Origin of the sequence: Photobacterium sp. DA100 (assembly GCF_029223585.1) — a bacterium.
Taxonomy (GTDB): domain Bacteria; phylum Pseudomonadota; class Gammaproteobacteria; order Enterobacterales; family Vibrionaceae; genus Photobacterium.
In genome coordinates this window covers 1692667-1704667 of sequence record NZ_CP119424.1, presented here as the reverse complement: position 1 = coordinate 1704667, position 12001 = coordinate 1692667, and the positions used below count along the sequence as shown (strand labels likewise).

At 51.4% G+C, this 12001-nt stretch carries 8 protein-coding genes; 5 read left to right on the top strand and 3 right to left on the bottom strand.

Features of this window, described 5'->3' with window-relative positions:
- Positions 1-160: 160 nt before the first annotated feature.
- Positions 161-2008 (bottom strand): ABC transporter ATP-binding protein, encoded by a 1848-nt coding sequence (locus PTW35_RS25325; protein ID WP_281027991.1) that lies wholly within the window; start codon positions 2006-2008, stop codon positions 161-163.
- Positions 2009-2374: 366 nt separating this feature from the next.
- On the opposite strand from PTW35_RS25325, the gene PTW35_RS25320 reads away from it, so the two are divergent.
- Positions 2375-2785 carry a GNAT family N-acetyltransferase gene (locus PTW35_RS25320; protein WP_281027990.1) on the top strand — a complete coding sequence of 137 codons (411 nt, stop codon included), beginning with the start codon at positions 2375-2377 and terminating at the stop codon, positions 2783-2785.
- Between the two features lie 125 nt (positions 2786-2910).
- Positions 2911-3774, top strand: a complete 864-nt coding sequence (locus PTW35_RS25315; protein WP_281027989.1) for an SMP-30/gluconolactonase/LRE family protein — start codon at positions 2911-2913, stop codon at positions 3772-3774.
- Positions 3775-3793: 19 nt separating this feature from the next.
- Here the strand turns inward: PTW35_RS25315 and PTW35_RS25310 are convergent, their stop codons facing one another.
- Together PTW35_RS25310 and PTW35_RS25305 are read right to left on the bottom strand one after the other, a co-directional pair.
- On the bottom strand, positions 3794-5014 hold the full coding sequence (locus PTW35_RS25310) for a response regulator (RefSeq protein ID WP_281027988.1): 1221 nt from the start codon (positions 5012-5014) through the stop codon (positions 3794-3796).
- A 543-nt stretch (positions 5015-5557) separates the two neighbouring features.
- Positions 5558-6661 (bottom strand): M20 family metallopeptidase, encoded by a 1104-nt coding sequence (locus PTW35_RS25305; RefSeq protein ID WP_281027987.1) that lies wholly within the window; start codon positions 6659-6661, stop codon positions 5558-5560.
- A 179-nt stretch (positions 6662-6840) separates the two neighbouring features.
- Between PTW35_RS25305 and PTW35_RS25300 the strand changes: the two genes are divergently transcribed.
- Genes PTW35_RS25300 through PTW35_RS25290 form a run of 3 tightly spaced genes read left to right on the top strand, consistent with a single transcriptional unit; the run spans position 6841 to position 11938 of the window.
- A complete protein-coding gene (locus PTW35_RS25300; RefSeq protein ID WP_281027986.1) occupies positions 6841-7833 on the top strand; it encodes an ATP-grasp domain-containing protein in 993 nt (330 codons plus the stop codon).
- On the top strand, positions 7830-9278 hold the full coding sequence (locus PTW35_RS25295) for a hypothetical protein (RefSeq protein WP_281027985.1): 1449 nt from the start codon (positions 7830-7832) through the stop codon (positions 9276-9278). Before PTW35_RS25300 ends, PTW35_RS25295 begins: the two co-directional genes overlap by 4 nt.
- A complete protein-coding gene (locus PTW35_RS25290) occupies positions 9275-11938 on the top strand; it encodes a M14 family zinc carboxypeptidase (protein WP_281027984.1) in 2664 nt (887 codons plus the stop codon). Before PTW35_RS25295 ends, PTW35_RS25290 begins: the two co-directional genes overlap by 4 nt.
- Positions 11939-12001: the final 63 nt, after the last annotated feature.

Below are 12001 nucleotides of genomic sequence, written 5' to 3'. Positions count from 1 at the left end.
ATTCATTTGGTCACAGATGGTAGTACCGATAGTTTTGATAGGCTTTTCCTATGTTCTTTGCAGGTACTTAATAAGGCTTAGATTCAGTGTTTCAGGGAGAAGAAACCCTGCCATGCACATAGCAGTAGCAGGGTTTGTAGTGATCAATATGGAGGGTAAGTTAGGCTTGCTTCAACTCAACCTCTTCGGCGATGAATCCACCGGTCTGGTGCTCCCAAAGTTGGGCATAGATACCGTTGTGATCCAGTAGCTCCTGATGGGTACCTTGTTCGACAATCTGGCCTTGGTCGAGCACGATCAGGCGATCCATGGCGGCGATAGTCGACAGGCGGTGGGCAATGGCGATAACGGTTTTGCCTTCCATCAACTGGTAGAGACTTTCTTGGATCGCTGCTTCCACTTCGGAGTCGAGCGCCGAGGTCGCCTCATCGAGGATCAGGATCGGTGCGTCTTTCAGCAACACGCGGGAGATGGCAATACGCTGGCGCTGGCCACCAGAGAGTTTGACACCGCGCTCACCGACCTGGGCATCATAGCCGACGTTGCCATGGGGATCGCTGAGGGTTTCGATAAATTCATGGGCATGGGCCTGCTTGGTGGCTCTGAGCAGCTCTTCTTCTGTCGCATCCGGACGGCCGTAAAGGATATTCTCGCGGATCGAGCGGTGCAGCAGCGACGTATCTTGCGTCACCATGCCGATTTGGCCGCGCAGCGAGTCCTGGGTTACCTCGGAAATGGTCTGGCCGTCAATTTTGATGGCGCCCGACTCGACGTCGTGGAAGCGCATCAGCAGGTTAACCAAGGTCGACTTGCCCGCACCGGATCGGCCAATCAAACCGATTTTCTCGCCCGGTTTGATATTGAGGTTCAGCTTGTCGATAACCCCTTTCTCTTCCCCGTAGTGGAAGCTGACATCGCTGAACTCGATCCCGCCTTGGTCAACATCAAGGTCTGGCGCGTCTGGCTTGTCTTCGATAGCAACAGGTTTTGACAGGGTTTTCATACCGTCAACCACGGTACCGATATTTTCAAACAGGCCGCCGACTTCCCACATGATCCACTTGGACATACCGTTGATACGCAGCGCGAGGCTGACTGCGATAGCGATACTGCCGATGGTAATTGCCGCGCTTGACCATAACCAGATAGACATACCGGCGATGATAAACACCAGCAGGTAGTTGATGGCTTCGACAGACAGGTTGAAGCCGGTGACATAGCGCATCTGGCGGTAGACGGTATCCATGAAGCCGGACATACCTTGCTCGGCATATTCGGTTTCACGGTTGGTGTGCGAGAACAACTTGACGGTTGAAATGTTGGTATAGCTGTCGACAATACGCCCGGTCATCATCGAGCGGGCATCGGCCTGCTCGGTGGCCACGGCTTTGAGCTTGGGGACGAAATACAGCTGGATGCCGATATATGCCGTCAGCCAAAGCAGCATCGGCAGCATTAATCTGGCATCGGATTGACCGATCATCACCACCATTGAAGTGAAGTAGACGGTGATATATACCAGCACGTCGAGCAGCTTCATCACGGTTTCTCGCACCGAAAGCGCGGTTTGCATCACTTTGGTAGCAATTCGGCCGGCGAATTCATCCTGGTAGAAGGACACACTCTGGCGAAGCAGGTAGCGGTGAGCCAGCCAGCGGATCGACATGGGGTAATTGCCCAGCAACGTTTGGTGGACAATCAAGGAGTGCAGGGTGATCAGGATAGGAACGACGATCACCACCAACAGCCCCATGCCTAATAGCTTGCCGCCCTCTTCGGCCCAGAATGTATCCGGATTGTGTTCAGCCAGCCAGTCAACCAGCTGGCCCATGAAACCGAACAGTGAGACTTCTACGATGGCAATTAGCGCACTGAGTACCGACATCGCCAGCAGTGGCAGTTCAAAGCCACGGGTGTAGTAGCGGCAAAAGGCAAACAGTCCTTTTGGGGGCTGTTCTGGCTCATTCGGCGGAAAGGCCTGCGTGAGCTTTTCGAAACGTTTGTACATAAAATGATGATTCCAGTCTGGCTGATGTGTTTGGCAAAATAGCTCTATCGAAGGCTAAAGCTCAGGCTCAGGGATGCTCTGACTTGGCGCGATGGCATGAAAGGCATCGTGAGAAGTGAAACCGGAGCGATATCCCAACAGGAAAAAGGAATGTGCAGGGAATTATGCCCAAGCCACAAGTCGTTACTTGGGTATACACATTATGGTTATCGATTGTACATTTATGCAACTAAGAGGTTAAGACTTAATTTTCTATCAATCTTGCCTAATTCTGCTTTATGTCTTCTTGATATCTCGCGACAGGGCAGAACGACGCTTAGTTGTTATACATTAAGCTGCTGAATGAAAGGTAGAGGTAGGAAAACAGTGAAAATCAATCAAATATCGGCTGAGCAGACTTTGCCTGTTCGGCATCAGGTACTGTGGCCCAATGAGAGTGTCGATTTCTGCCGTGTGCCGGGTGATGATGATGGGCTGCACTACGGGGTGTATGAAGACGATCGTCTGGTGTGTGTGGCCTCGGTTTTTGTCTCGGGTGAGCAGGCCAGGCTACGTAAATTTGCTACGTTACCACAATGCCAAGGCAGAGGGATAGGAAGTGCGGTTATCGAGTTTGTACTGGCTGATCTCAAGGCAAAAGGGGTGCGTTTTTTTTGGTGTGACGCCCGGGAGTCGGCAGGTGGTTTTTACCGACGTCTCGGGATGGAGTCGGAAGGTGAGCGGTTTTACAAAGGCGATGTTCCCTACTTCAAAATGGCAATGGCATTGACACAATAACGATCTTGTATATATGTTACCGGTAACTCAACATCCCGCACTCATAATCTCAACAGTATGCTTAGCTAGGCTAAGGTTGGGGTAGTTGGGTCGCAAGGAACATAAAGACAATTGTAGGAAGAGCAATGAAAGAAAGTCAGCAATTGAATCTCGAATTTACTCCACTGGTAGAGCAGGGGTTTGCGCTTGCCGAATGTCCCCGCTGGGATTGGCGCCAGCAGGCTTGGTGCTGGGTCAATATACCTGAGGGGGAGTTATGGCGCCTGAAAGGCGGCATGGCAGAAGTCCGCGGCTGGGATGACATGTTAGGCTGTGCCGCCATGTGGGGGGAGAGCGGGTTCGTTCTGGGTACCAAGTCAGGGGTGTATCTGCTGGAAAGCTGGGAGGCTGAGCGCCAGCAAATCGTGCCTCTGGAAAAAACGCACCCGAGAATGCGGTTCAACGATGGCCGGGCCGCACCGGGGGGCCGTTTTATGGCCGGTACCCGCAACGGTGCCAAAGAGGGCGATCAGGGCCAGTTTTATCAATTGATGGCGGGCGGCCAGCTGGAGAAGATGCCGATGTTCGCCTGGACCTGCAATGGTTTGGCATTTTCGCCGTGCGGTAACATTCTGTATTGGGCTGATACCGGCTCCAGTTTGGTTTATCGCGCCGATTACAACCCGGCAACGGGCGAGTATGGAGAAAACCGCGTCTTCTGTGATCTGACCGGTTTCGCAGGCCGCCCAGACGGTGCCTGTGTCGACAGCGAGGGAGCATACTGGGTGGCGATGTACAGCGGTCAATCCGTGGTGCGGATAGGCGCCGACGGCATGGTCACCCATGTGATCCCGGTCCCGGCGGATAACCCAACCATGGTTGCCCTTGGTGGTGAGAAAGGTAACCAGCTCGTTGTCACCAGTGCCGAAAGTAGCAATGGCCCGGGACGTGTGTTAACCGCGCAAGTGGAGTGGCAGGGTATCGAAGAGCCACTCGTCACAGTGCTTTAACTTTTTGTCAGGGGCGCACTTATTCCGCAATGAGGCAGTTACGCCCCTTTTCTTTGGCCTTATACAGGCAGTTGTCGGCGCGCTGGATCAGCGAGTGGATATCACTCTCGGCATGGGTGATTCCGAGGCTAATGGTGTACTTGATGGTGTTACCGAGGATCGTCAGTTCGGATTGGGCGATCTCCTCGATCAAGCGGTTTAGCCTCTGGATGAAAATGTCCGGTGCATTGCCGTAAAGAATGCAGAACTCCTCGCCGCCGAAACGGGCAACCAAGGCATCAGGGAAGTAGAGCTGCAGGGTGTTTGCCAGCTCGATAAGCACCATGTCTCCGATATGGTGACCATAGGTGTCGTTGAGCTGCTTGAAATTGTCGATATCCAGCAGTGCGAGACAACGTGGCCCTGCATTCTTCTTCACCAGCTGATGGTTGAAAAAATAGCGACGGTTCCACGCCTGAGTCAGATAATCACGGTTGGCCAAAAGGTAGAGATTACGCTCGGAGTCAAGAATATTGAGCGTACTGTGTAAGCGGCAATAGAACTCTTCCTGGTTGAACGGCTTTTTCAGAAAATCATTGGCTCCGGCCTTGAGAAACTTTGCGGTTAGCGCGGGCTCTTCGCTGGCTGAGAGGCCAATAACAGCAAGCTGTCCGGGGCGGAAGCGTTTTCGGAGCTCTTTGATCAAGCTGACGCCGTCCCGTTCCGGCATCGAGTAATCGGTGATGACCAGAGAGATCGACTGGTTACTGTTGATCATTTCCAGCGCTTCCTCACCGTTACGGGCTTCCAGAACGGTCAGGTACTGTCTTTCCAGCAGGCTGCGGATGTACTTGCGGGCAGTTACTGAGTCATCAACCACCAAGGCGGTATGGTCGTGGTTGCGCTCCAGACGTTGGAGGATTGGGATCATACTGGCAATACAGGTCGGGCTATCTTTGGGAATATAGTCAATGACCGTCTTCGCCAGTACTTTTTCGCGGGTCATCTCATCCATTAAGGCCGTCAAAACAATGACTTTTATCCCTACGGATAGACAAACATCTATTATTTCTCCGTCTTGGCCGTCTGGCAGGCAGTAGTCTAGAATGGCACAGAGAAAGTCAGTACTATTGTCTAAAACAGCTTCGGCTTCTGCGATGGAGTTGGCAAGTACCGGGGTATAACCTGCTTGTCGCAGCTCACTTTCAATGACTCGTCGAAATGGACGGCTATCTTCGACGACCAATATTTTCTGTTCCATCACTCTAAACCTGTAGCTGTCTATTATTATCGTTGTCTATAAGGCGCCGTATTATGGGCTATTTTATATTGAGATACAATTAACACATTCTCTTGAGCTGAGAAGAACATTTGTTTGTCTGTTAGAGGGCTGGTTTGGGCTTTCTGAATATCATACAAAATTGAAAGTGTTGAAGGGCATTATTCTCAAGGTTGATTCATGATGTTCTTTCTTGATGTTATCTCACTGATGTTAAATTAGGTTTTTGTCAGTGTGCTTGTACCATGAATGTGGTTGTTCTGACGGTGAATTTGTAAGTTCAATGTTGAAGGATTGGTTAGTATGGTTATTTAGCTGGCAGTGACAGCAACGCGTGCTAACAGCAAAAAATAAATTAATTGGGCTACCAGTCATTATTTAGTTCTGTTATCTTTTTTCAAGTAATAAATTGATAACTTATTTTTCATTACAGCGATGATACCTTTGAATGGTTAATTACCTCAAGTGGTAGGAGAGTCTTTGATGGACAATTACACGTGGTGTAATTGCCCATGGGAAATTTAATTATTCAGCTTGGCTGTAATGCTCGAGAATAGCCGTGACTTCTTTGATCCGGCGGCAGAAGCTGGCCTTAGAGGCTCGTTCCAATTCGGTATGATCGCCATCACCGAAAGGGCCGAATCCATCCAATGTTGGGACGCCGGCACCCGCCATAATATTGGCGTCGCTGACTCCTCCGCGCTGCTCTGTTTTTAGAGGATAGCCCAGGATGGTTGCAAAGTTATCAAGTAGGGCTTGCTGTTCTGGTGAAGGGGTCATGACATCACGCTGTAAGCCGCCTTCTATCGTTGCAGTCACGCCTTCTACACCGTGCTGGTGGATCAGTTCGGGGATCGTAGTTAGCACGCGCTCTTGCTCCTTGAGGTGGGTAAATCGTGCTTCAACCATTAATTCAGCTCCGGGAGATATCGTATTGGTACTGATCCCGCCTTTGATTTTGCCCACATTGACCGTTGTTCCTTGTTCGACGCGTGTTAATGCATCTAACGCAATCAGCAGCTTGGCAGCGGCGAGGTTGGCATTCTTGCCGAGATGGTAGTTGTTACCAGCATGGGCCGCTATCCCAGTGAGTTCGATACGATAAGTCGCTACACCTTTTCGGCCAGTCACAACTTCGTGCTCTGGACCGGCGGCTTCGAAGTCGATACAGGCATCGTAATGGTGGGCGAGTTGACGGGTGACAAACTTGCTGTCATCACTGCCGGTCTCCTCATCGCTGACCAGCAGGACATCGATATTGCGGATTTGACCATGGGTTTGGTAAAGATTTCGCAGGGCACTCAAGGCGACAAAATTGCCCCCTTTCATGTCGCACGTACCAGGACCGTACACCCACTCTTCATCTTCTCGGAAGTGTTCAAAAATCCCCGGAGGGAATACGGTGTCCAGGTGGCCAAGTAATAACACTCTAGAAGCGTTGTTTTGCTGTGGCGTGGTGAACAATAGGTGATTTCCCACCTTTTTCCGATGAAAAACCTCAACATTGAAGCCAAGTGGCTTTAACCACTTTTGCATGGTCATACCACTTAGATCTACGCCATCTTTATTTCCTGTCCAGGAGTTTATTTCGACAATTGTTTTTAAGTCAGTGAAATCGATAGTTTCCATAATTTGATTCCTTGCACAAGATGAGTGTTTTTTCTGTGCGGTTTGAATAAAAGTTCCACATGGCTCACTGTTACCACACATATGCAACATTATGATGTCAAACTATATTACTATCCTGTTGGTTTTACTCACAATGCCATAGCGGCATATTTTAGAACTGCTCACAAAAGGAGTGACACATGGCTAGGCACCGGGTCGGTTTATGGATGTATGAAAATTGTGGAGGTAAGGAAATAGAGCAAAAGATCGTCAATAAGCTGCGAGAGCGTGAAATTGATGCCCTAACTGGGCTGAATTTGGCTCAAGCGACCGCCTTTGACGGCAATATTGTATGCAACGGGCAGCAACTCAACGAACTCGACCTGTTTTTTTCGTATAACGCAGGGCAGCAGACGCCATATCAGGTGTACCTCTATCAGGTGCTTAACTCGATGATGCCAATGATCAACAACTATCAATCATTTGCGCTAACCGAAGATAAATTCCGCACCGCCCATGTGCTGAAAACGAACGGCATTACAACGACTGACTATGTGATTTGCAATAAACATAACTTGGAGCAGGTAAGAGCACATATGCAGTTCTGGGGTGGCAAGGCGATTTGTAAGCCAGTCGACGGCTGGGGCGGCAATGGCATTATCAAGCTAGAAAGCGAGCGTGATCTGGATTTGCTGATGCCGTTTATCCATCACCAACAGGCACCGCAGTTCTATATCGAGCGGGTTATCGAGAATGATTTCTCTGATTACCGTATCGACATTGTCGATAACAAATTTGTTGCCTGTTACGGACGCAAAGCAGCTCCCGGCAGCTGGAAGACCAACGTCACCAGCGGTGGCAGTGTGATTAAGCGAGAGCCAGTGCCCGAAGTGGTCGAGCTGGCTTTGAAGGCGGCAAAAGTAACCGGCCTGGAAGTGGCCGGAGTCGACATTATCTATGATGTCGAACACCAGCGCTATGTGGTGATTGAGGTCAATGGTATTCCTGCGTTTGCCACGCCAGACCAAGAAGCGTTCGGGCTGGATTTCAATGACACCAAGATAGATTTCTTGGTCGACCTCATTGACCGCACCGTCACCAAAGACAGCAAAGCGCCAGCCAAAGGCTTTATTCCCTCACTGTCTGAAGCACTGATCAAACCTAATTTGCTTACCGAGGAAGCTGCAGTATGAACACCCTGACCCAAGCTCGTCCCAGAATTGGCCTGTTGTACCTAGATCATGTACTGCGCTTCTTCAACCGCTCTAACTTCAGGGGGTGGCCGGACAAAATCGAACAGGTCACTTACCACTGGGGTAATGATAAAGACCGTTTTGTTGCTGAGGTGAAACGCAAGAAAATCGATGTGTTGATCGGCAATATTCCCGCTACCGCCTACGAGACTTTCCGTGAAATTGCCCGTGAACTGCCAGATGTACGCTTCCTGCCGTCGCTCGATAGCCAGTTCAGCAACAAATCCAAGGAAAACGTGACCCATTTTTGTGAGAAATACGATTTGCCCATCCCGCGAACCCGTATTTTTTATGCTGTCGATGAGGCGTTGGCGTTTCTGGCAAATACCGATTACCCGAAAATCGTCAAGCGCTCTTATGGCCCCTCTAACTACGGCGGTTATTTTGTCCATAAGGTGGATAGCGCCGATGAAGCATTGCGTTTGTTCTCGGAAAAACGTTACTACCCTGCTTATATTCAAGATTTCGTACCAATGAAGGCGGATATCCGGGTGATGCTGGTTGGCCACCAGCCGGTTTGTGCATTCTGGCGTCGCCCGCCGGAAGGTGAGTGGCTGACCAACACCAGTCAGGGCGGCAGTATGGATTATCAGGCGGTACCGGATGGCGTGCTTGAATTGGCGGTGAAAGCCTCCAAGGCGGCCAATGCGGAATACTGGGCCTGTGATATTGCGGTAAGCATGGAAGATGACTACACCATCTTGGAGTGTGCGACCGCTTTTGCTGCCTTCCCGTATATCCGTGACTGGATTGGCCAGTACCTGATGTGGCTGCTGGCACAGCAAGATTTCCGCAAGCCGTATTTTGCCCACCGTAACTGGGAAGAGCTCGGCAAGATTGACTCGTCGCTGCTTCGTACCATGCGTTATATCACCTTTGGCCAAGCAGACTATTCAACTGATACCGGGGAGTACGCCCCTGCTGATGAGCGCTATCGCCTGCTGGAAACGAGCTACCAGCGTGAGGAAGAGTGGCCGAGTGAGGCATGGAATTTTCAGGGTAATACTGCTTACAAAGTGATAGCTGCAACTTGCGAGCCGGTTGTGAATGTGAGCCAGATTATGGAGCAGGAAGCAGACACCGGCATCGAGCAGCGGGAAGAAGTGGCTAATGCCCCGTTGCATCATGCCGTGGCTGAGAAAAAAACGCCTAGCGAAGAAGAGTTGCTGGCGTTTTTCCTCCGGGTAAAAAGTGTCGGCAAAACCTTGGCCACTGATATCGTGACAACGTTAGGGGCCGAGGAGACGGTACGGGTACTCGATCACCAACCAGAAATTTTGCTGCAGTTCAGGAACCTCAAGCACAAGAAGTTAGCCATAATCATGGATGCATGGCGTGAGCATGGCGCTCATGAGCCGTATCGCTTTGACGAGGCGGTCGAATGAAGAAACAGTATATCTCTTACCAGGACATGATGGATTTCCTGGCAGGTGCGATGGCGAAATATCCGGATTTGATCCGCTTGCAGAGTATTGGTGATACCCATGAAGGCCGGCCTATCATGATGGTCACCATGTCGCAAGATGTGGCCTATGCGGATCTGAAACCGGCTTTGCTCTATACCGGTACTATTCACGCCCGGGAGTGGATCGGTATCGAGCTGGCGGTCAGTTTTGTCCAGTATCTGTTGGATAATTATCCGTCCAACCCGGATGTGGTGGAGGCACTGACCCGCAATACCCTTTACATGGTGCCCTGTCTCAACCCCGATGGCTTTGAGTACTCCCGCAAGCATTTCTCGTTTTGGCGCAAGAACCGCCGTGATAATGGTGACGGGACGTTCGGGGTCGATCTCAATCGTAATTTTGGTATCAATTTCCGCCAGTCGACCCAGACCAACTCCAATATCTACGGCGGGCCGGGGCCGTTTTCCGAGCCAGAAACGCAGGCGATCAAGCAGTTTGTCGAAAGCCGTGACAATATCTGCGTGGCACTTGACTACCATTCGCAGGGTAATGTGTTTTTCCCGGCCCATAAGTTCAACCACGAAGCGGAAATTGAAGGGACGGATCTGAATATCCTCTGCGCCAATATGGCGCGGGAGATCTACAAGGTCACCAACCGCCAGTACGGTATCCATCGTGGTAAGCCGCCGGCGAACCTGATCCACGGCAGCGGGCGGGAGTATTACTACGACAGGGGGATCCTCTCGACCGTGGTCGAAGTGGGGAGCCGGAACATTCCGGATTATTTGATCAACATGTCGCAAAGCGTCGATGAAAATATCCCTGCTCTGCTCTATGCCCTCAGAACGACGATCGATTACTCAAAGCTGGCACCGAGCCGGCCGGAGAGCTTTTCAATTAAGGAGATCACTGCCAATACGGTGGAATTGGTCTGGGAGCCGGGTGCCGAAGATGAAGGTTGCTATTACCAGATCTACCGCAGTGAAACCCCCAAGGCGCCCTGTACCCGGGATAACCTGATCGCGATAACTTCGCAGCTGCGCTATACCGACAAGCAACTCAAATCAGGCCGTCGCTATTTCTACAACCTGCGCAAAGTGAACCGGGTGACCCGGATCAAGTCACCGTTTGCCCCGGAGCTGAAAATCAAAACCTTGCTTGAACGCGATGAGTTTTCGTTCACCCTGTTCCCGGGCCCGGAAAAAATCGGTTATGTCGGTGAGCTGACCCGCACCAGCAATGCCGAGCACTTTGGTCATAACTCACTGTTTATCGGGGTGAACAAGACCAAGGGGATCTGCTACGGTGTGATCGACTATGACATGAGCCGGTTGCCAGCCGATGCCAAGATCAAGGATGCGCTGTTCTCGCTCTATCCGATGAACCGGGTCGGGGCGAAAATCGAAAACTACGGCGAATGGTCAGTCTCGATCCTGAACCCGGATGAGATCAGTGATATTACCGACTTTGACCAGATCCACAATGCGACGCCTATCCAGACCTTGGGGGATGCCATTGATTCGGATCAGCTGACCCAGGGGATTTGGAAGAGCTGGCATTTCAGTGCGCTGGAGAAAGAGCTGATAGAGCAACAGCTTGAAAAGGGGCGTTTGTTGTTGCGGCTTCAGGGGCCGGTCAGTTTGCCTGTGGGCAATGATTCTCAGATGATGCAGTTCGATATCGGTTATGGCCGTTTCGGCGGCGGGATCCATTACCGGCCTAGCCTGGATCTGATCTATCAGCGCAAGCCATTTCAGCTGGCGGTTGGTGCCAGTGCCTACCATACCGTGACATCTGAGGCGGTGGCGTTCGGTAAGCTGCAAAGTGGCTACGATGCCAACGGAGAGCGTATCTACGGGGTGGTGGATTTCACCTTGCCGAGAATGTCCGAGCAGAGTGATGTGGTTTTTACCGACGCCTACTTTGTGCTGGAAAGCGCGTCGCTGACGGGGATTAACCAGCCGATGCGCTTCTTGGTGGAAATGGTTGATCTCGATGCGCCTGATTTTGAGCAATTGGCTACTGGTGAGCCGATAGAGTTTATCGGCTACGAAGTCAGCAGCGAAGGGCTGGCCAAAACAGCCCGCCAGACATTCATGTTCGATAGTTCTGCCCGTCAATACCTTGAGGATTGCTATGATCAGAGTCGGGCGGTGAAGCTGGTGATCAAGGCCACTTCGGCGTCCAGGCAGCAGGATGCTGTGGTGGAGTGGAAGACCGCGTCGAACGACGGCACCATGTCGACCCAGTTGGTGGTGGAGTATATCGAGCGTCGTAAGCAGCCACTCGATGCGCCGGAAAATTTCCAGGCCAGCCTGGAAGGAGGCATGGTCAAACTGACGTGGGAGCCCCCTTCAGACAGCGATTGGGTAGGAGCCTACGTGGTACGCAATAGTTTCCATCCTCCGCGCTCACCGTTTGATGGCGTTAAGCTGTATGCCGGCAAGGACGGTTATACCTTCGATAAGTTCGGCAATGCTAACCTGGCCAAATACTACTCGGTGTTCAACTACGATAACGTGCCGAACTACTCGGCACCTGCGGTACTCAAGTTCAGCTCGGATGAAGTGACCCCGATTGAGTTCGATGAGTTCGAAGCCCAGGACGAGATCGAACAGCGCTACCGCCAGGGAGACTGATTGATGGGCCAGCAATGGCTGATATGAAAAAGCCGCCAGCGTGATTCATCACGCTGGCGGCTT

Bases quoted from the DNA above. Each gene is read 5' to 3' on its own strand.
- PTW35_RS25295 (WP_281027985.1), top strand. From the start codon at position 7,830: ATGAACACCCTGACCCAAGCTCGTCCCAGAATTGGCCTGTTGTACCTA.
- PTW35_RS25315 (WP_281027989.1), top strand. From the start codon at position 2,911: ATGAAAGAAAGTCAGCAATTGAATCTCGAATTTACTCCACTGGTAGAG.
- PTW35_RS25310 (WP_281027988.1), bottom strand. From the start codon at position 5,014: ATGGAACAGAAAATATTGGTCGTCGAAGATAGCCGTCCATTTCGACGA.
- PTW35_RS25300 (WP_281027986.1), top strand. From the start codon at position 6,841: ATGGCTAGGCACCGGGTCGGTTTATGGATGTATGAAAATTGTGGAGGT.
- PTW35_RS25305 (WP_281027987.1), bottom strand. From the start codon at position 6,661: ATGGAAACTATCGATTTCACTGACTTAAAAACAATTGTCGAAATAAAC.
- PTW35_RS25325 (WP_281027991.1), bottom strand. From the start codon at position 2,008: ATGTACAAACGTTTCGAAAAGCTCACGCAGGCCTTTCCGCCGAATGAG.
- PTW35_RS25290 (WP_281027984.1), top strand. From the start codon at position 9,275: ATGAAGAAACAGTATATCTCTTACCAGGACATGATGGATTTCCTGGCA.